Raw genomic sequence first — 21,194 nt, 5'->3', positions numbered from 1 at the left:
AAAAATCAGCGACATGTACAACTTTTTACTCATATTTATCAACTTAAATTAATTCCGCCAACGGGTTTATGTTAGTTTTTCACAAAGATAAGAGTAATATTCATATATTCGTAATAATGAATTTTAAATCTTTTTATATCTTTGCAACCTGTGCAATAATTATCGTTCCTTTAGTTACAACAGATGATAGTATGAAAAAAGACGGTTTCTCAGAAATTTATGATGTTTATTTTCCGAAGTTACTGCGTTTTACCCAAACGTATCTGATTTCAGAGGATGAATCGGAGAATATTGTCCAGGAAATCTTTATCTATTTATGGGAACACAGAGATATCATCGAAACACTTCAGAACCTGAATGCCTATCTATTTACATTGGCAAAAAACCGTTGTATCGACTATTTTCGTAAAGAGATGGTTCGTGATATCCGTAAAGGTTCGCTTTCGGAGATAGAAAACAGGGAACTCCAACTGAAACTATATTCATTGGAAGCATTTGACAACGATCGCCTTTCGGATGCTGACATTGAGGAGATATTGAATAATGCCATCAATCGCTTGCCGGAGCGTTGCCGTGAAATATTTATTATGAGCCGTTTGCAGAATCTCCGCTATAAAGAGATAGCTATACGGCTGAATGTTTCTCCCAATACGGTTGAGAATCAGATTGCCATCGCATTGCGCAAGTTAAAAGAAGAACTGAAAGACTACTTTCCCCTTTTTGTTTTCATTATCTGAAAAAGAATCCCTATTTTTGTCAAGTTATTAGGAATTACTTATTTTATATTCAAAACACAACAATGAAACACTTAGTTATTTGCATCGTCCTGATGGTGGGCGGTGCTTGCTGCTTTGCACAGCAAAAGAAAGTGGCTGCCCATAAGGCCACGAGTGGTAATCCTGTACTCCAGGGGTGGTATGCCGATCCGGAAGGCATTATTTATGATGATACTTATTGGATCTTTCCAACTTGGAGCGACGTTTACGAAAAACAGACTTTCTTTGATTGTTTCTCTTCCAAAGACCTTGTGAACTGGACCAAACATGCTTCGGTTCTGGATACTACAGCCGTTAAATGGGCTAAGAAAGCGATGTGGGCTCCTTCGGTGATTAGTAAAAATGGAAAATATTATTTCTTTTTTGGAGCGAACGATGTTCACGAAGGAGAGATTGGTGGCATTGGCGTGGCAGTCAGCGATCGTCCGGAAGGACCGTACAAAGATTTGCTGGGCAAGCCGTTGATTAATGAGATAGTGAATGGAGCGCAACCGATCGACCAGTTTGTGTACAATGATGACGGGCGTTATTATATGTATTATGGTGGTTGGGGACATTGTAATGTAGTGCAGTTGAACGATGATTTTACAGGATTGGTACCTTTCGAAGACGGTACTATCTATAAAGAAGTGACTCCGGAAAATTATGTCGAAGGACCGTTTATGTTCAAGAAAGACGGCAAATATTATTTTATGTGGAGTGAAGGAGGTTGGGGAAGCCCTGATTACTCTGTAGCTTATGCTATTTCCGATTCTCCGTTCGGTCCTTTTAAACGTGTAGCCAAAATTCTGGAGCAGGATTCTTCAGTGGCAACCAGTGCCGGACATCACTCGGTGTTGCATGCTCCCGGGTCGGATGATTATTATATTGTTTATCATCGTCGTCCGCTGAATGATAATGCGCGCGATCACCGCGCGACTTGCATTGACAAAATGACTTTTGACAAAGACGGATTTATTAAACCTGTGAAGATGACTTTTGAGGGTGTACCTCCACAGAAGATCAAGAAGAAATAAGGAAATCGTTTGGGAGATGTGCCGGAAACAGAATGGCACATGAACAAAGCTGGTTTTGTAAACGGCCGCAGATGCTGACTTTTTCAAACTGTCGATGACATTTGAAATTGCATCTGAGGCCGTTTTATTGTTTGGGATCAGTAGGGTATCTTCGGGCGAATATGGTGATCATTAAGAGTGAGAAAGTGCATTAAGAAGTCCATTGTTTGATGGGATGTGCTTCTTTATGAAGTGGTGAAGTCATGACTGAAAAATCTTCTGGTCTGCATGTAAAGTTCATCTTAGCCGCTAAGATGGACATCTTGGCTGCCGAGATTTGCATCTTGGCGGCTAAGATACACATCTTGAGTGCTGAGATGGACAGTATGATATGAAGAATCCCATTTTCTTTAGTATTCTGACGAACTTTGACCAGAGACTTTTGTGTGTTTGATTTTAATCTTGTGATGGGCTTGTTCAGAAGAGGTTTCCGGAGAGGGAGAGGTATAAACCGATGAAAAGGGTGGGACAGGGGATTGTGATGTTTTATTCTGGCTGCATGGGTCTGATTGCAAAGAAAAAAAGTTTTTTGAAAAAAAGTTGTTTTTCTTTTAGTGGATTTTAAAGGCTGTTACGCCTTATTAATAGAAACCCTAAAAAATGAATGAACTAATAGATAAATATTTTGCAGGAGAAATGACTGACTGGGAGAAAAAAGACCTTTTCGACCGGATAGAGACGGATGAAACTTTGAAGAAAGAATTTCTCCGGATGCAGAATGTAGTGGCGTTGACCGGAATACTTTCCCGGCAGGACGATCCTGAAGTCAGCCGAAAAGGGAAGCAGCATTTCGCGCAACTCCTGTTTCGTAAAAGATTGAAGCGGACAATTACCGTATCTTTGAAATATGCCGCTGTTTTCGCGGTGTTGATTGCAGGTACTTTCTACGTCACAAAGCAATACTTGTCAGAGGAATTCGGTAAAAACTATACTATGATTACAGCTCCCAAGGGACAGCGGGTAAAAGTGGATTTACCGGATGGAACCGTTGCCTGGCTGAGTCCTTGCAGCAGTCTCCGCCTGTCGGCATCTTTTAATGAGTCGGACCGTAAAGTTGAATTGGATGGTGCTACTTATTTTGATGTGGCAAAGAATCCTGAAAAGCCGTTTATCGTTTCGGCCAAGGGCTATCGGATCAGAGTGCTCGGAACTAAATTCAATATATCGGCCTATAAGAATAGTGCTGAATTTGAGACGGACCTTGTAGAAGGCTGTGTTCATATTTATGATCCGGCAGATATAAGGAATGAAGTATTTCTGCAACCCAAAGAGAAGGCGGTGCTGTGGGGAGACCGTCTGATGAAGCGGGAATCGGACTTTGATAATGAAGAATACCTGAAGAACGGAATAGTGAGTTTCCTGTCGGAACCTTTCGGGAGAGTGCTGAACAGCGTCGCTTTATGGAATGACGTAAATTTCAAGATAGAACGTTCGGTCAATGCAACCCAACGCATTTCCGGTAAATTCCGGCAAAGTGATTCTTTGGAGAGTATCTTAAAAGCTTTGCAAGGTGCCATGCCTTTCAAATACAAGATAGTTAGTGAAGAAGAAATTATTATTTATTGATAAATACGGATGATACTCTAACTAAAAACAGATGCCTATGAAATAGAAAAACAGTATGAAGTGAAAAAAAGGAGGAAATGGTCTGGTACACCTTTCCCTCCCGATAAAGTCAACACATTTGGCTGGTCCTAATAAAAAACAACAAAGTATTAACCTTATTACATTGCAAAAGTATGAAAAAAAACTTATTGCTGTTATCTTATGCAATTAAACAACGTGAAATTATTCAAATCTTGCGAATTATGAAATGCACAGTCTTGCTATTATTTCTGCTTATCCTTCAGGCACATGCCGGTGTAAGCTCGCAAAATGCAAGGGTAAACATGTCTCGAAACCAACTTCCGTTAAAGGAGTTTATGGCGGAAATTGAAAGACAGACAGACTATCTGTTTATCTATAGTGATGCAGAAATCAATGCTTCTCGTCAGGTAAGTGTGAAGAAAGGTACTCATAGGGTGGCCGATTTACTGAGCGAGGTGCTCTCTAAGAATAATATTTCTTATAATTTCGCAGATAATTATATTTCTCTTCATGTACGCAAAGAGGCTGAAGCACAGTCTTTGGCTGCATCTCCCCAACAGAAAAAGAATACAATTCAAGTATCGGGAACCATCGTAGATACAGCAGGTGAGCCTATAATCGGGGCTAACATCAAATTGAAAGGTGCTCAGGGAACCGGAACGATTACGAACGTGGAGGGTAACTTTAAATTGGAAGTGCCTACCAATGGTGTACTGATCGTTTCCTTTATCGGATACCAACAGCAGGAAGTGCCGGTGAACGGAAAAACCATGCTGAGAATTAAAATGGCGGAAGACGCAGAAGTGCTTGATGAAGTGGTGGTAACAGCTTTGGGTATCAAACGCGAAGAAAAGGCATTGGGTTATGCTGTCCAGAAGGTGGGTGGAAGTAAGTTGTCCACTGTGAAACCTGTTAACATCGCTACTTCACTGACCGGTAAGGTTGCCGGTCTGAACGTAACCAACAGTACGGAGTTCAATACGGCTCCGACCCTCAAACTGCGTGGTGAGACTCCGTTATTGGTTGTGGACGGTGTGCCGTATAGCAATATCTCTCTGAATGATATCGCGGCGGATGACATTGAGTCTGTTGACGTATTGAAAGGAGCTACTGCATCGGCTTTGTATGGTGCCCGCGGAGGTTCGGGAGCTATCATGGTGACTACAAAGAAAGGTAGCCAGGAAGGACTGAATATTTCGGTAAACAGTAGTACGATGTTCAATGCCGGCTATCTGGTGTTGCCGGAAGTGCAACACGGATACAGTACCGGTCAGGGAGGTAAATATACCGCTGCCGACTTTGTTTGGGGTGATAAATTGGATATCGGCCGTACAGCCGTACAGTATGACCCGTATACTTATGAGTGGAAAGAGATGCCGTTGGTTTCGAAAGGTAAAGACAACTTTAAGAACTTCCTGGAAACAGGTTTCATCACCAATAACAATATCAGTATCAGCCAGACCGGTAAATACGGTAGTTTCCGCTCTTCTTTGTCGCATGTTTATAACAAGGGACAATATCCGAACCAGAGATTGAATAAGATTACTTATTCGGTAGGTGGAGACATGAAGTTCGGCAAACTGAGTTTCGAAGGAGGGGCGATCTACAACAAGCGTTTCTATCCCAATGGTGAAGGAGCCGGTTATGGCGGCGGCGGTTACATCTACAACCTGTTGGTATGGACAGGTACCGATTATGATGTGCGCGACTATAAAAACTATTGGAGAAAGAAAGACGAAGAACAGAACTGGATGAATGACGTGTGGTATGATAACCCTTATTATCTGGCGCATGAAATGACTTCATCGAATGATTATGATAAAGTAAACGCTTACTTGTCGGGTAAATATGACATCATGCCCTGGCTGAACTTCTCAATGAGAGCCGGTGCCGATGCTTATGCCAGCCGTACGGAAAAGAAAAACGCAATGAGTGCCCGCGGCGGATGGGACAAGAACGGATACTTCTATACATCCAAATCTACCGGATTCAGTTTCAATGGTGATGCCTTGTTATCTGCCAACCACAGTTTTGGCGATTTTGCCATCGATGGTTTTGTCGGAGGTACCATCTATTATTACTATGATGATGCCATATCATCGAATACCCGTAACGGATTGAGCATTCCGGGCTATTATTCGCTGAAAGCATCGGTTGACCCGATTGCTTCCTCAAGTTCATACAAGCAAAAACAGGTGAATTCTATTTACGGAAAATTCTCTGCTTCCTGGAAGAGCACCGTGTTTGTGGATGTTACGGCACGTAATGACTGGTCGTCTACTTTGCCCTCGGAAACACGTTCTTATTTCTATCCGGCTGTATCGGGAAGTATCATCATGTCGCAGTTACTGAAGATGCCCGAATGGCTGAACTTCTGGAAACTGAGAGGTGCCTGGACTGTAACGAAGAGCGACTTGGGCATTTATGATACGAATCAGGCTTACAGTGTAAGCACCAACGTATGGGACGGAATGAATACTGCCGTATATCCGGAAATGATTCGCAGTACAACCCTTGAACCGACTGCTGCGCGTTCTTACGAAATCGGTACTGCTTTCAATGTATGGAACAACCGTTTGCGCTTTGATATTTCTTATTATAACAAGCTGAAATACAACCTGACACGTGAAGCTACAATCAGTGGATCGTCCGGTTTTACCAAAACATTGGTGAACTATGATGAAGAGCAGGTTCGTCGGGGAGTGGAAGTTTCGTTGACAGCGTCTTTGATCCAATCAAAAGACTGGAATTGGGAAGTGAATGCTAACTGGGCCCGTGACCGTTACTTCTATGCTAAGGTTGACCCGGTGTACTCTACACAGAAACCTTGGGTAGCTGCCGGTAAACGTTGGGACTGGTATGGCATCTATGATTGGGAACGTGACCCTCAGGGAAACATCATTCATGAAAACGGTTATCCCGTACAAAGCAAATACCAGTCGGTAATGGGTAATGAATATCCGGACTGGATCTGGGGGCTTAGCACTACCTTGCGCTATAAAGAATGGACTTTGGGAATCTCGCTGGACGGACGTGTAGGCGGTATGGCTTATTCTCGTACGGAGCAGACCATGTGGAACACCGGTGTACACCCCGATAGTGATAACAAATGGCGTTATGATGAAGTGGTGAACGGCAAAAAGAACTATGTGGGCCAGGGTGTGAAAGTGGTATCGGGTAAGGTTGAATACGACACAACCGGAAAGATTATCAGTGATACGCGTGTGTTTGCACCGAACGATACACAGGTTTCGTATGAAAGCTATATCAAGAACTACAATCCGTGGTCGGGTGGCAAGGTTTACCAGAACGTTCACGACTGTACATTCCTGAAATTGCGTGAGCTTTCATTGTTGTACACAATGCCTAAATCAGTATGTGATAAACTGCATATGAAAGGCGTTACACTCGGTTTGATCGGACAGAACTTATTGATCTGGATGAAAGAGTTTAAGTATGCTGACCCGGATGTGGATTCGGACGACCTGAATTCACCTTCTATGAGATATGTCGGATTTAATGTTAAGTTTGATTTGTAAAAATGGAAATTATGAAACTAATAAATAAAACGTTGCTTTTACTTACAGCAAGTGCCGCTATCCTGGCATCTTGTAACAAGTTTGATGATTTGAATACGAACCCGGATGCCGCAACCAAGGTGACAGCCCCCATGTTGGCGACAAAACTTATCCTGAATATCACACAACAGGGTGCTGCAAAGAATTTTGTATACCACAGTATGCTGAGTAAGCAGATCGCATGGTCGGAGAATGCTTCGGATGAACAGTACAATCTGTTTGGCAGAACCGATTTTGACGGTTATACCATTCTCACAAACTGCCAGAAGATGATTGATGCGGCCAATGATGGAGATAAGGACTCGTATGCTGCTTTGGCTAAGTTTATGAAGGCCTATAAGCTGTTTTATAAATCATTGGAAGTGGGCGATATCCCTTACAGTGATGCTTTGAAAGGCGAAGAGGGAGTTCAGAAGCCTAAATACGATACACAGAAAGAGGTGATGCGTCAGGTATTGGAAGATTTGGAAGAGGCTTACACTTTATTCTCATCGGGTGATGACTTTGACGGTGACCCTATCTTTGGCGGTGACACTGAAAACTGGAAAAAGACCGTGGTTGCATTCGAACTGAAGGTACTGACCCACTTGTGTAAGAAAGAGGCGGACGCAGACCTGAAAGTGAAAGAACGCTTTGCCCGACTGGCTGCCTCGGGTTCACTGATGACATCGAATGCAGATAACTTCCAACTGGTATATTCTAATAAGGCCGGACAGCTTTATCCGTTCTACTATACACAAAACAAGCATTCTGACTATCTGATGATGTCGAGCGTGATTATCGATAACCTGAAAAAGTTCAATGACTACCGCATGTTCTATTATGCTTCTCCTTCGAAAGCCCAGACAGACAAAGGGGTGAAAGAGTCCGAGTGGGATGCTTATCTTTCGGTAGATCCTTCGGACAGCTATTCAAATATCTCCGTTCTGTACGGAAAAGGTGAATTCTGCCTGGCTAACCTTCGCTATACCCGTATTCCGGAGGGGGAACCTCTGATGCGCCTGAGCTATGCGGAGCAGAACTTTATATTGGCTGAGGGAGCTGTACGCGGCTGGATTTCGGGAGATGCTTCTACTTATTATAAGAAAGGTATAGAAGCCAGCATGAATTTTATAGCGGACAACACGCCTGATAAGGAAGAGTATACTCATGGACGTACCATTACCCAAGAGTATATACAGGAATACTTGGCACAACCGGTCATCCAGTTATCCGGTGATAAGGAAAAAGACCTGGAGATGATCTTATTGCAACGTTATCTGGCCTCGTTCCTGCAACATCCGTATGACGCTTACTATGACTACCGCCGTACAGGATATCCGGTATTGCCTATCAATCCGAATACGAACCTGAATACAGAAAAGGATAAGATCCCTACAAGATGGATGTATCCGGAGGCTGAATTCAGTTATAATCCGGATAACGCCAACGAAGCTGTTCAGCGTCAGTACAACGGTTCGGACGATGTGAATAAGTTAATGTGGATTCTCCAGTAAATTATTACTCATTTGAAGGTAAACGCACAGGTATATCCTGTGCGTCCTTCTTTATACCCAAATAATCATAACCATGAAACAAATTTATTTATTGCTGGCTATCCTGTTGGGAAGCCTTCAGCTGGCAAGTGCACAGCAGCAAACTCTCCGGTTCAACAAAGACGGTAAATTCAAGATTGTCCAGTTTACCGATGTTCATTATATCTATAATGACCCCCGTTCGGACATATCGGTTGAGCGTATCAATCAGGTACTGGATTTGGAAAAACCCGATCTTGTTCTTTTCACAGGTGACGTGATTTATGGCAAACCCGCGGAAGAAGGGATGCGTACGGTATTGAATCTGGTATCTAAAAGAGAGATTCCTTTTGCCGTAACTTTCGGGAATCATGATAATGAGCAGGGATTGACCCGTGAAGAACTGCTGAAGATTATCCAGTCCGTTCCTTACAACCTGACACAGACCACTCCGGGAATCTCGGGGGTGACCAATTTTATCCTGCCTGTGAAGTCGTCGGACGGAAAACGCAATGCAACGGTTCTTTATTGCATCGATTCCCATTCTTATTCACAGATAAAAGGGGTGAACGGATACGATTATATCAAATTTGACCAGATTCAGTGGTATCGTGAGAACAGTAAGAAGTTTACTGCGGAAAATAATGGCGTTCCGGTTTCGTCGTATGCATTTTTTCATATAGCTTTGCCGGAGTATAATCAGGCAGCCTCTTCCGAAAGCGCAATACTTTATGGTATTCGTAAAGAAAAAGCATGTGCTCCCCAGTTAAATTCGGGCTTGTTTACTGCCATGAAAGAGATGGGAGATGTGAGAGGTATATTTGTGGGACACGATCATGATGACGACTATGCTGTGTCATGGAAGGGCATCTTGCTGGCATACGGACGTTATACTGGCGGTAATACAGTCTATAACCATCTGACAAACGGTGCGAGGGTGATAGAGTTGGATGAAAACGCAAGCAGCTTCCGTACATGGATACGCCTGAAAGAAGGGATTGTACAACAAGTGACCTATCCTGCCGATTTTACTAAAGAATAAAGGTTGCACAAAAGCATGATGCGATATGACACTGCCGCCACGATGGGATATGTTTTTGGAGTGAAACAGCCGCAAGTTTGGACAGGACGTCCGATGATACAGGTTTTCAAGTAAACAGTACTGTCACAACCCGAAGAAAAACAATGCACATAATATAAATTGGATAAAATGAAAAAGATTTTTTTTATGACGCTTTTCCTGCTGGTAACTATGGTGGGGCAAAGTAAAGGTAAAGGTGAATTTACGGTTCTGCAATGGAATGTATGGCAGGAAGGTACAATGGTTCCGGGAGGATATGATGCAATCGTTAACGAGATTGTACGTTTGCAACCCGATTTTGTGACGTTCAGTGAAGTACGCAATTACCATAACACTCGTTTCAACGACCGTATTGTGGCTTCTCTCAAAGAGAAAGGGCTGGATTATTACTCTTTCTATACTTATGACACAGGCTTGCTGAGCAAACATCCGATCACGGATTCACTGACTGTATTTCCGGAAAACGGAGATCACGGAAGTATCTATAAACTGACCAGCTCGGTGGACGGACATAAAGTGGCTGTTTATACGGCGCATTTGGACTATTTGGATTGTGCATATTACAATGTACGTGGTTATGACGGTTCCAGTTGGAAAGAGATACCTATTCCGACTACTGTGGAAGAGGTGCTCAAAGTGAATGTGGCATCTCAACGCGATGACGCCATCAAGATGTTTATCGCTGAGGCAAAAAAGGACATTGCAAACGGATATAGCGTGATTGTAGGCGGTGACTTCAACGAACCTTCACATCTGGACTGGATTGAGGAAAACAAGAATCTGTACGACCATAATGGTCTCGTAATTCCCTGGACAGTGACAACATTGTTGGAGAAGGACGGATTTATAGATACATACCGCCATATTTACCCGAATCCGCTGACTCACCCGGGATTTACATATCCGGCAGATAATCCGCTGAAAGAACCCGGTAAACTGACATGGGCACCGAAAGCGGACGAACGTGACCGCATTGATTTTATTTTCTATCAGGGAAAGGATATTGAAGCAAAGAAAGCGGTGATCTTTGGTCCGAAAGGCTCTATCGTACGTAACCAGAGAGTACAGGAGACTTCAAAAGACAAATTCCTGCTTCCGTTGGACGTATGGCCGACCGATCATAAAGGACTGTTGGTAACGTTTAAGATGAAGTGATGTTTCACCACAGAAGACATAGAGTAACACAGAGTGAATTTTAAGTCATTGATTATTGACATAAATGCTCTGTGTTACTCTGTGTCTTAAATCTCCCCACGCATCCGGTCTTCGAATGCTGCGAGCGCTGCTTTGGCACCTTCCCCCATTGCGATGATAATCTGTTTGTAGGGAACGGTGGAGACATCTCCGGCAGCATAGATCCCCGGAACATTGGTGCGGCAGTGGGAGTCTATTATGATTTCACCCGGACGGTTTACTTCTACCGTCTCCCGGAAAATACCGCTGTTGGGCATCAGTCCTATCTGTACAAAAATGCCGTCTAACCCGATCACCTGTTCCTGCTCCGTCTGACGGTCTTTGACACGGATGCCGGTAACTTTGTCGCCATTGCCTATCACTTCGGTGGTCTGCGAATGGACGAAGACTTCTACGTTCGGCAGGCTTTTCAGTTTCTCCTGCAACACTTGGTCTGCTTTCAGTTCATCCATAAATTCGAGTACCGTGACTTTTGAGCAGATGCCTGCCAGATCGATGGCAGCTTCGATTCCGGAGTTTCCTCCTCCTACGACAGCCACATGTTTTCCTTTGTAGAACGGACCATCGCAATGCGGGCAGAATGCAACTCCCCGGCCGATGTATTCCGCTTCGCCCGGTACATTCAGTTTACGCCAGCTTGCACCGGTGGCAACGATTACTGCCGGAGCAGAGAAACGCTCGCCCCCTTTGGCTGTGAGCACTTTGTCTTTGCCTTCAAGCTCGAGCTTTTCAAGCCGGCGATGTTCGAGCAGGTCGATAGGATATTGTGCCATGTGCGTTTTCAAGTTATCGGCCAACTGACTTCCGGTGGTTGAGGGAACGGAAATCAGGTTCTCTATGCCGACTGTCTCTTTTACCTGTCCGCCTATTCTTTCGGCAATAACGGCTACATTCAGGCCTTTGCGGGCCGAATAGATGGCAGCGGCGGAACCTGCCGGACCTCCACCGACTACAATCACGTCATACTTCCTGATAGAACTTTCACGGGGGCTTTGTTCCACTCCATATTGTTCTTCCAGTTTGCTCAACAGTTCGCCAAAGTCGCCGCGGCCTACATGAATCAGTTTGCCGTCTGCGAATACAGAGGGAACTCCCTGTATTTTCAAGGCTTCTACTTCGGCTTGATTGATGGCACCATCCACCGTCTGGTGCTGGATCCGGGCGTTGAGTGTGGTCATGGCATTGAGTGCCTGCACTACGTCGGGACAGTTGGTACAAGTCAGTGACACATAGGTTGTCAGGCGGATAGGTCCTTTCAATGCTTTTACCCGGTTGCAAATCCCTTCGTCCGGGAAGTTTTTGCCTTTTCCGTCTGCGTTCAGTACGGCGAGTAGTAATGAACTGAATTCATGTCCGTTGGGGACGGCGCGGAAAGTGATGCCCGTCCTTTGGTCGTCTTTGAGAAGCGTAAATTCCAGTCCTTCGCCCTCATGGATCCGGCAAGATAGTTTCTCTGAACAAGATGCCACGTCGTTCAGAAGGTCCAGGAGTTCGTTGCGGCTTTCGTGCTGTGGTGAGACGGTGATATCAAATGTGTACTTCGCCTCCAATCCGGAGAAGATGGTACGTAATTGTTCTTTTATAGCTGAGTCTAACATTATATTGAAGATTGATTAGGGTAAAAAAGACCGGCATTGGGGGATGCCGGTCTTCATAGAATTACTGCTTAGATCTTACCGACCAGATCGATGCTCGGCTTCAGGGTTGCTTCGCCTTTTTTCCATTTAGCGGGGCAAACTTCTCCGTCGTGGGTAGCCACAAACTGTGCGGCTTCTACTTTGCGGAGTAATTCATCGGCATTACGTCCGATGTTGTTGTCCTGTATTTCGGCAATCTTGATCTTTCCTTCCGGATTTACGAGGAAGGTTCCGCGGTAAGCCATTCCGTCTTCTTCGATCATCACGCCAAAGCCACGGCTCAGTACGCCTGTCGGGTCTGCCAGCATCGGATATTTGATCTTACGGATACTTTCCGAAGCATCATGCCATGCTTTGTGTACAAAGTGGGAGTCGGTGCTTACCGAGTACACTTCCACACCCATGGCCTGGAATTGCTCATACTTTTCGGCAACGTCTACCAATTCTGTCGGACATACAAATGTGAAGTCTGCCGGATAGAAGAAGAAAATAGCCCATTTTCCCTTTACGTCTTCGCTGCTTACTGTTTTAAAACTTCCGTTTTGAAAAGCCTGTACTTTGAATTCAGGCATCTGTGAGTTGATAATTGGTTCCATAATTGTTTCTTATTTAGATTCATTCTTTATTTGTTTACGTTGCAAAAGTATGGCAAAATTTCCCGTTTCAACAAAAAATCCCATTGATAATATTTATCGGCTGATAGATGAAATCTTATGGGGTATGCAGCTCCATGTGTTTTTTGCCTGGTATAAGGACGGAACGTTCATATTGTAACTTATTTCTTTAGTCCTCTTCCGGAAAGAAAGTAAAAACGCTGATTGGCTGACAAGCCCTTTGGAGATTCGGATCAAACCGGCGGGAGCGAAGTGCAAAAACTGAGTTTTTCTTCCTCAAGAAGCAGGCTTGGGCGGTGCGAAAGCCGGTGTTTTCATCCAAAAGAGCCGGTGTTTCCGGAAAAAGAAGTAAGCATTTGGTCCGAAAGACGTAAGCAACTTGAAAAAATGCTTACTTCTTTTTGGAATATCTCTATATGTTTTCTCTCATTACATATGTTGTTCCCGTTTGAGAGATGAAAAGAGAGAGATTTTTTTCTGGTTGACCTTTGATTATGAAGGTGCCGAAACAGATAAAAGGGAAGTGCCGGACTTAAATAATACCCTTTTTGTTCTTATTCTTATAGAATAAGTGTTCTCTTGCCTGAAAATAGAGATTAAAGGTGATAAAACGGAAAAGGCTGACCGGGAAAGGAGACGAAAAAAACGTTCTACTGCATTCTTGCCCGGAAAAAAGCAAATCTGGGTCCATTCGATTATCAATTTGACAGAACGGCATTTTAAAGCCTTCGCTGTGGAAAGAGGGAGGGAAGGGTGCTTGGAAGAGAAGGTGATATGAAAGCAAAGAGAGCGCAGACAGGTGTAGTCTAATCAAAATAGAAATAAGTTTGCGTTTTGTTAAAGTTGTATTCACGTTTAAACTTCTATCTGACTTTTTAGTCATATAGACAGTTGCAACAAAAAAGACAGATGATTATTTGATAATTTAAAAAAGAAAAGAACAATGAAAAGAATAAGTTTTTTGTTAGTGGCCCTTTTGATGGTAGGGGGAATGGCGATGGCACAAGGTCCGCGCAGAGGTGGTCAGAATATGGATCCGAAGGAACGTGCCGAGCGCATGACTGAACGTATGGCGAAAGAATACTCTTTGAATGAAACCCAGAAGAAACAACTGTTGGAAGCCAATATGGCTCTGATGGAGAAGATGGGAACACGTCCCGGAAAGATGAAACCCGAAATGAGGCAAGGTAAGGAGGGGCAGAGTCAGGCTACTGACAGCTGCACTTGTAAACAGGATAAAAGAAAAGCTCCCCGCATGTCGAAAGAAGACAGAGAAAAGATGCGGCAGGAGATGAAAGCTTCGCGTGAGGCTTACGATGCCAGTCTGAAGAAAATAATGACGAAGGAGCAGTATGAGGCCTATACCAAGCAGAAGGCCGAACGCGGACCGAAAAGAGGAGGTAGAAAGTAAATTTCAGTATGGATGATCAGTGATGGACCGGCGTAGCGGTATAGGGCGCCGGTTCCTCACTAATTGTCAGCTACTAATTACCGAAATACTTGTATATTTCCACTGCTTTTTGTTCCTTTGCCGTACGATTTAATAAACAGATGATTCAAATATGAAAAAGCTTATTTATCTGCTTGGGTTGACAATGCTTATGGTTATCGTTGCGTGTTCCGGTACAGCTGAAAAGAAACAGAGCGATATCCGTGTCTTGATGCAAGATAGCACCGATGCACATGGCTTGCAGCGGATGACAGCCCGGAAGAGTGAGATAGATATTAAATACAAAGGCAAAGAGTACCATTCGTTTATATCCCGTACCCCTAATGATTCACTTCCCCGGGTAGTGAGCCAGATGGGAAATACATACGTTGACAATCAGATTGTTCTGAGACTGACACGCGGGAATGAACGTATTTTTAGCAGGACTTTCACCAAGAAACAATTTGCGTCTCTGATAGGAGAGGACTTTATGGCAAAGTCCATTCTGGAAGGAATTGCTTATGATAAAACAACTCCCGAGGGATTTGTCTATGCCGCCAGTATTTGTTATCCGCAAACGGACTTGTATGTGCCCGTCTCCATTACGATCTCGACCGATGGGAAGATCAGCATGAAGAAAGAAGAACTTCTGGAAGAGGTATACGAGGAGGATACTTCTGGCCGTTAAAAAATACAAAAAGAGTTTACCCTTTTGTTTATTACCAAATCTTTCCCGATTCTATCTCGTTATTTGCAGTGTAAAATAATTCCGAAACTTATTATTTACACTAAAAATAACGATTATGAAAAAGATTCTATCTATTCTTGTTTTGGCTATCATAGCCGTTCAATTTGCGTTTGCAGGTGATATCATTACGAAAGACGTGATGACACTGCCTCTTCCGGCACGCAACTTTATTAATCAGCACTTTTCTAATCCGCAGATTTCGCATATTAAGATAGAAAATGAGATTCTGCAAACAAAGAAGTACGATGTGTTGTTGACTAATGCAACCGAGATCGACTTCGATAACCGGGGAAACTGGATTGAAGTGGATTGTAAGAAAGCCGCTGTTCCCGCATCGATTATCCCCGGCTTCGTGAAGGAGTATTTGAAGTCCAATGGATATAACTCTGAATTTGTAACTCAGATAGAACGTGACCGCAGAGGTTATGAAGTCGAGCTTAATACGGATTTGAGTCTGAAGTTTACCAAAGACGGCCGTTTCCGTAAAGCGGAATATTGATAAATTGGAATAAACCTGTTAAAAAAAGACCTTGATTATGAAATCGTTGAAATTTAGTTTGTTGGCAGCTGTGCTGCTGTCGGTAGTGTTTGCTTTCAGTTCGTGTGGTGATGATGACGATACAGGATATCTTCCGCCGAGCCAGGCCATTCAGGATGCACTGAAGAAGCTTTATCCCAATGCCACTGCCATTAAGTGGGAGCAGAAGGGTGTTTATTATGTAGCCGATTGTCAGGCTGACGGCAGAGAAAAGGAAGTATGGTTTGATGCCAACGCCACCTGGCTGATGACGGAAACCGAGTTGAACAGCATCAATAATCTGCCCCCGGCAGTGCTGACGGCTTTTATGGAGTCGAGTTACAGCAATTGGGTGGTGGATGATGTAGCGATACTGGAATATCCGAATGAACCTTATACGGAATTTGTGGTAACCGTGGAACAGGGTAAGAAGATTGATTTATACTTTTCGGAAGGTGGCGGTTTGCTGCACGAAAAAGATGTGACCAACGGTGACGATACTCACTGGCCCAGAACTTAAAGGTTGAATCTGCCGACCGAGGCACGTGAATAGAAAGAACAAGAGGATGTGCAATCTGTGGTGAGTCATGCACACCCTCTTGCGCTTTATGGAGAATGGCCTTTTACATCGGCTTGTAATCCTTTGCCAGTCCGCCTTCGCTTGTTTCTTTATAAAGTGAAGGGAGGTCGTGGCCGGTTTGTTTCATTACCTGTATTACCTTGTCGAAAGAGACGCGATGTATTCCGTCGGTGAATGACGAGTATAGATTGGCGTCCAGTGCACGTGCGGCTGCGTATGCGTTCCGTTCGATACAGGGGATTTGTACTAATCCGCACACCGGGTCGCAGGTCATGCCCAAGTGATGTTCCAGACCCATTTCGGCGGCATATTCAATTTGCGCAGGACTGCCTCCGAACAATTGGTTGGCTGCGGCCGAAGCCATTGCGCATGCCACGCCTACTTCTCCCTGGCAACCTACTTCCGCTCCGGATATGGAAGCGTTCTGCTTAACGATGTTGCCAATTAGTCCGGCCGTTGCCAGTGCGCGAAGAATGCGCATCTCACTGAAATCACGGCTCTTGGCAAGATGATAGAGAACGGCAGGCATTACTCCGCATGAGCCGCAGGTTGGTGCCGTTACGATTTTACCTCCCGAGGCATTTTCTTCACTTACGGCAAGTGCATAGGCAAAAACCAGTCCGCGGGATTGCAGGGAAGCTTTGTATCCGGTGGCCCGGATATAATATGTGGAGGCTTTGCGTCTCAGGTTCAACGGGCCGGGCAGTACACCCTCTTGTTCAAGACCACGCTGGACGGACTCTTTCATCGTATTCCATACTTCTCTCAGGTAGTCCCATATATCGGGATCTTCGCATTCTTTCACGTATTCCCAGTAACTCTTTCCGGTGTGTTCGCACCAATCCAGAATTTCGGTCATGCTGTTCATGCCATATACTTCCGGGCTTTCAATGGAAGCTTGTTTGTTGTCTTCGGCCAATGCACCTCCGCCAACGCTGTAAACGGTCCAGTTTTCAAGTTCGTTGCCATCAGCGTCGAGCGCAATGAAGTTCATTCCGTTGGGGTGGAAAGGTAGAAATATTTTAGGTTGCCATATAAGATCTACCGGTGCTGTCGGTTCCAATGTGTCGATGATGGCTACATCCGTCATGTGCCCTTTTCCTGTCGCTGCCAAGCTTCCGTAGAGGGTTACTTTGAACGATGCTGCTTCAGGATGTCGGGTGAGGAACATTTCTGCTGCCTTGCGAGGCCCCATGGTGTGGCTGCTCGAAGGCCCGGTTCCAATGCGATAGAGTTCTTTTATTGATTTCATATTAGCTAATTAGGTTGTTGCGCAAAGGTAATTGTTTTTTCAAGATTTTTGGTAACTTAATACCATTTCTTCTTACGGAAAAACCAGTATACGGCTGCGCCTACCAATATCATCAATATCCAGGCGTATACATATCCATACCGCCAGTCCAATTCGGGCATAATCTTGAAGTTCATTCCCCATACACCGACAAGAAAAGTCAACGGGATGAAGATGGTAGAAACAATGGTGAGCCGCTTCATGATGTCGTTCATCCGCAGATCATTGTTCGATATATAAAGGTCTACCAAAGACGATAACGTTTCCCGGCATATTTCGATTGTTTGCAATACGAATTGCAGATGGTCGTTGACATCATTGAAGAAGGCACGGTTCACTTTGTGCATCAGGGAGTTTTCCGCCCTCAACAGTTTGACGTATTGTTCTTTTAACGGAAGAATGGCTTTTTTCATCAGCATATATTGCCGGCGGAGTGCCTGTATCTGGATGCCGATGTCGTTTCCGTCACTGATGGTGAGTAGTTCTTCTTCCAGATCTTCCAGCGAGTCGTCGATGGTGGATACGGTGGAAATGTAGTTTCCCATCACGCTGTTCAGCAAAACACTGAGCAGGTAGTCACTTTGCCGGCTCCGGATTTTCAGTACGTCATTGTGCAGGGCGGAGGTAACGTCATCGAAGAAGTCGGTTTCGTTTTCCAGAAAGGTAAGCACAAAGTTGCTCCCCTGTATGATACACACTTGTTGCTGTTCCAATTCATCCATTTCATCTTCGGGGCTTGTTTCTTCTCTGTTGTTGAAGCGGAATATTTTCATGATCAGTACCGTATACTTGTCATGCTCTTCTATCTTTGTGGGATGTTCGGCATTCAAAATATCCTGAAGGGTAAGAAAGTCTATTTCGAAGTGGCTGCATATTTCGCGGATGAGCTCGGTATTCTGAAGCCCGTGTATCTGCAGCCAGTTGATTTCTTCGTGGTTGAGCGCATTGGCTATAGCCTGGAAATCGGTGCCCGATACTTCTTGCATTTCGAGGGCATTGTAGGTACACAAATGCAGGTGAGTGGGAGTCTGACTCTCACCGGTATAAACTAATCTTTCACTTAACAGGTTATTCTTCATATTCTTTGTTCTTTTATGCCAAATCGACTACCGTGATACCTGCTCCCCCAAATTGGACATGCTCGTCGGCAAAGTGACGGACACCCGGTACGGTTTGCAGATATTGGCGGATTAGGGTACGCAAAATTCCCGTTCCGGTTCCATGCAGAATACGTACCCGGCTCATACCTACCAGGATAGCGTCATCCACAAAATAGGTAACAGCCTGTAAGGCTTCGTCCCCCCGCATTCCCCGCACATCGATATCTTGCTTGAAGTTCAGCTTCTTCTCGTACATGCTGTCCTGGGTCTGGTTGCTGACAAAAGTGCTTTTAGCAGGCTCCTGTTTCTGAGGAGTTGCATTGCTTCGTTCCAACCGTTCCAGCTTTACGGTTGTTTTGATACTGCCGAAAGCTACGACTGCATTCTTTCCGTTGATCTCAAGCACTTCTCCGACAGAACTCTGCCCTTTGATGCGTACCGGACACCCTTCGGTGATGGGAGCTACTTGGGGAGTTTGCTGTGCAGCTTGTTGTTCTTTCGGAACATTCTGCTTTTTTTCTTTCTTCCGGTTTTGCTTTTCTTTCAGCTTTTCCATCTTTCGGGCTATCTTGTCCTCCTGTTCTTTGGAAGTCAGGCTGTCCATCGACTCGCGGAACTCTGCCAGTTCCTGACGGACGAGGCGTGTCTTTTCTTTTTCAGCCTGTGCCTCTTTAATGGTACGTATGGTATTCTCGATACGTGCGTTCGATTCTTGCAATAACCGTTCGGCTTCTTCTTTGGCCTGGCGGATGATTTCCTTTCTCGACTTTTGCAACTCTTCCATTTCCGATTGATAACGGGCGATGGTTTCTTCCATCTGTTTTTCACGTTGACGGATGGTTTGGCGTTTGCCTTCCCAATAACGCTTGTCCCGCACAATGTCCTGCAAGTATTTGTCAGCATTGATGTACTCGCTTCCCACTATTTCGGAAGCATCGGCAATGACATCTTCCGGTAAACCGATTTTCCGGGCTATCTCTACTGCGAAAGAACTTCCAGGATTACCGATTTGAAGTTGGAACAGTGCCTGCATCAAGTGGCGGTCGTAGAGCATAGCTCCGTTTACCACACCTTCATGGTCTTCTGCAAAGTGCTTCAGATTTTGGTAGTGTGTAGTAATAACGCCGAAAGTATGCTTTATGTTGAATCGTTTCAGAACAGCTTCCGCAATAGCCCCGCCAATCTGGGGTTCTGTACCGCCTCCGAATTCATCGATCAGAATCAGGCTGCGTTCATTGCAACTCTTCATCATGATCTTCATGTTCGTCAGGTGGGAAGAGTAAGTGCTTAGGTCGTCTTCAATGGATTGTTCGTCGCCTATATCGATGAAGATGCTGCCGAACAGACCGGCGTGGCTGCGTTCGTGCATGGGTACCAGCATACCGCATTGTAACATGTATTGCAGCAGTCCTACGGTTTTCAGGCAGACTGATTTACCTCCGGCATTAGGGCCGGATATAATGAGGATGCGCTGTTTGGTACTCAGTTCTATATCCAGGGGAACTACCTTTTTTCCGTGCTTGGCAAGGGATAATTGCAGCAGTGGATGAACAGCCATGGTCCAATCCAGTAATTGTTCGTTTTCCAGACTGGGCTTGATGCTGCTGGTTTGAATGGCAAAGTAACTTTTGGCGCGAATGAAATCGATTTCGGCCAGAAATTCGTACGATTGGAGTATCTCCGGAATGGAAGGACGCAATGTATTGGAAAATGTGGTCAGGATACGGATGATCTCGCGACGCTCGTCTCCCTCCAGTTCGCGGATGCGGTTGTTGGCTTCTACCACTTCTGCCGGTTCGATGAATACAGTCTTACCACTGGCCGATTCGTCATGGACGATACCTTTGATTTTGCGTTTCAGACCCGGGGCAACCGGAATTACCAATCGACCGTCGCGCATGGTCGGAGTAACGTCTTTATCCACATATCCGTCCGATTGAGCGTTACGCAGGATGCTGTTCAGCGAGCGTGAAATACTCCCCATCGTATTAGCCAATTCCCGGCGGATGCGTGACAGTTCGGTTGAGGCGTTGTCCTTGATTTTACCGTATTTGTCCAGAATGCCATCTATCTTGGTGATAAGTTGCGGGAATACGGCAATATCTCCTGCGAGTCTTTTCAGGCTGGGGTAAGGGTGGTCGGATTCTTCTTCCTCGTTCCGTTGCAGAAAACGTACGATGTCGCGGATTGTCTCTAACGAACGCCGCAAGTCGAACAGTTCCTGTTCGTCCATGTACATGCCTTCTACCCGTACCCGTTTTAATGACGGACGGACATCGAAGAAAAACTGATCCGGGAAGTTATCTTCTTCTTGTATGATGCGGACAAACTCTGTGACTTGGTTCAGCAGTTCTTCAACAGTTTCAAATTGATCGGAGAAGTTCATTTCCGATACTCTCTCTTCTCCCAACGTACTGAGACATTTGTCCTTTAATAATTGTCTGATCTGGTCGAATCCTATTTTTTGCTCAAAATTCTGGGGATATATCATGT

At 44.7% G+C, this 21,194-nt stretch carries 17 protein-coding genes and 1 pseudogene; 13 read left to right on the top strand and 5 right to left on the bottom strand.

Annotated elements, in window-relative coordinates; all coding sequences use genetic code 11:
• Positions 1-191 precede the first annotated feature (191 nt).
• The 8 genes and pseudogenes from JZY04_RS19065 (at position 192) to JZY04_RS19030 (ending at position 10,746) form a co-directional block, all read left to right on the top strand.
• Entirely contained in the window at positions 192-737 is a 546-nt protein-coding gene (locus JZY04_RS19065) for an RNA polymerase sigma-70 factor (protein WP_032529786.1), read from the top strand.
• Positions 738-799: 62 nt separating this feature from the next.
• A complete protein-coding gene (locus tag JZY04_RS19060; RefSeq protein ID WP_005818850.1) occupies positions 800-1,792 on the top strand; it encodes a glycoside hydrolase family 43 protein in 993 nt (330 codons plus the stop codon).
• 639 nt (positions 1,793-2,431) lie between these two features.
• A complete protein-coding gene (locus tag JZY04_RS19055; protein ID WP_122143477.1) occupies positions 2,432-3,397 on the top strand; it encodes a FecR family protein in 966 nt (321 codons plus the stop codon).
• A gap of 173 nt (positions 3,398-3,570) precedes the next feature.
• A complete protein-coding gene (locus JZY04_RS19050; protein WP_122143476.1) occupies positions 3,571-6,957 on the top strand; it encodes a SusC/RagA family TonB-linked outer membrane protein in 3,387 nt (1,128 codons plus the stop codon).
• Positions 6,958-6,968: 11 nt separating this feature from the next.
• Positions 6,969-8,492 carry a SusD/RagB family nutrient-binding outer membrane lipoprotein gene (locus JZY04_RS19045; protein ID WP_005809757.1) on the top strand — a complete coding sequence of 508 codons (1,524 nt, stop codon included), beginning with the start codon at positions 6,969-6,971 and terminating at the stop codon, positions 8,490-8,492.
• A gap of 73 nt (positions 8,493-8,565) precedes the next feature.
• Positions 8,566-9,552 carry a metallophosphoesterase family protein gene (locus tag JZY04_RS19040; RefSeq protein WP_122143475.1) on the top strand — a complete coding sequence of 329 codons (987 nt, stop codon included), beginning with the start codon at positions 8,566-8,568 and terminating at the stop codon, positions 9,550-9,552.
• Positions 9,553-9,561: 9 nt separating this feature from the next.
• A pseudogene (locus tag JZY04_RS19035) lies at positions 9,562-9,666 on the top strand (alkaline phosphatase); the annotation flags it as partial.
• 72 nt (positions 9,667-9,738) lie between these two features.
• Positions 9,739-10,746: an endonuclease/exonuclease/phosphatase family protein gene (locus JZY04_RS19030; protein WP_005809750.1), complete on the top strand. Its 1,008-nt coding sequence runs from the start codon at positions 9,739-9,741 to the stop codon at positions 10,744-10,746.
• A gap of 86 nt (positions 10,747-10,832) precedes the next feature.
• Here the strand turns inward: JZY04_RS19030 and ahpF are convergent, their stop codons facing one another.
• Entirely contained in the window at positions 10,833-12,383 is a 1,551-nt protein-coding gene (ahpF, locus tag JZY04_RS19025) for an alkyl hydroperoxide reductase subunit F (protein ID WP_032543323.1), read from the bottom strand.
• 68 nt (positions 12,384-12,451) lie between these two features.
• A complete protein-coding gene (ahpC, locus tag JZY04_RS19020) occupies positions 12,452-13,018 on the bottom strand; it encodes an alkyl hydroperoxide reductase subunit C (protein WP_005775969.1) in 567 nt (188 codons plus the stop codon).
• A 49-nt stretch (positions 13,019-13,067) separates the two neighbouring features.
• On the opposite strand from ahpC, the gene JZY04_RS21385 reads away from it, so the two are divergent.
• The 5 genes from JZY04_RS21385 to JZY04_RS19000 all read left to right on the top strand — a co-directional run bounded on the left by JZY04_RS21385 (position 13,068) and on the right by JZY04_RS19000 (position 16,250).
• Positions 13,068-13,196 carry a hypothetical protein gene (locus JZY04_RS21385; RefSeq protein ID WP_255504458.1) on the top strand — a complete coding sequence of 43 codons (129 nt, stop codon included), beginning with the start codon at positions 13,068-13,070 and terminating at the stop codon, positions 13,194-13,196.
• Positions 13,197-13,979: 783 nt separating this feature from the next.
• On the top strand, positions 13,980-14,447 hold the full coding sequence (locus JZY04_RS19015) for a DUF4890 domain-containing protein (protein ID WP_005809744.1): 468 nt from the start codon (positions 13,980-13,982) through the stop codon (positions 14,445-14,447).
• 151 nt (positions 14,448-14,598) lie between these two features.
• On the top strand, positions 14,599-15,153 hold the full coding sequence (locus JZY04_RS19010) for a DUF4738 domain-containing protein (RefSeq protein WP_005775973.1): 555 nt from the start codon (positions 14,599-14,601) through the stop codon (positions 15,151-15,153).
• 115 nt (positions 15,154-15,268) lie between these two features.
• Positions 15,269-15,712, top strand: coding sequence for a PepSY-like domain-containing protein (locus tag JZY04_RS19005; RefSeq protein WP_005775974.1), 444 nt, complete (start codon positions 15,269-15,271; stop codon positions 15,710-15,712).
• A 37-nt stretch (positions 15,713-15,749) separates the two neighbouring features.
• Complete coding sequence (locus JZY04_RS19000) at positions 15,750-16,250, top strand: PepSY-like domain-containing protein (RefSeq protein ID WP_005775975.1); 501 nt, start codon at positions 15,750-15,752, stop codon at positions 16,248-16,250.
• 103 nt (positions 16,251-16,353) lie between these two features.
• Here the strand turns inward: JZY04_RS19000 and JZY04_RS18995 are convergent, their stop codons facing one another.
• Genes JZY04_RS18995 through JZY04_RS18985 form a run of 3 tightly spaced genes read right to left on the bottom strand, consistent with a single transcriptional unit; the run spans position 16,354 to position 21,192 of the window.
• Positions 16,354-17,562, bottom strand: a complete 1,209-nt coding sequence (locus JZY04_RS18995; RefSeq protein ID WP_005775976.1) for an L-serine ammonia-lyase — start codon at positions 17,560-17,562, stop codon at positions 16,354-16,356.
• A gap of 56 nt (positions 17,563-17,618) precedes the next feature.
• The gene (corA, locus tag JZY04_RS18990; protein WP_122143473.1) at positions 17,619-18,680 is read right to left on the bottom strand and encodes a magnesium/cobalt transporter CorA; all 1,062 of its coding nucleotides are present in this window, start codon (positions 18,678-18,680) and stop codon (positions 17,619-17,621) included.
• A gap of 13 nt (positions 18,681-18,693) precedes the next feature.
• Complete coding sequence (locus JZY04_RS18985) at positions 18,694-21,192, bottom strand: endonuclease MutS2 (RefSeq protein ID WP_022011902.1); 2,499 nt, start codon at positions 21,190-21,192, stop codon at positions 18,694-18,696.
• Positions 21,193-21,194: the final 2 nt, after the last annotated feature.

The sequence above is a fragment of the Bacteroides sp. 11BF genome, assembly GCF_019633765.1.
Classification (GTDB): domain Bacteria; phylum Bacteroidota; class Bacteroidia; order Bacteroidales; family Bacteroidaceae; genus Bacteroides; species Bacteroides hominis.
Note: the sequence above shows the minus strand (reverse complement) of the source record. Positions and strands in the feature narration are given on the sequence as shown.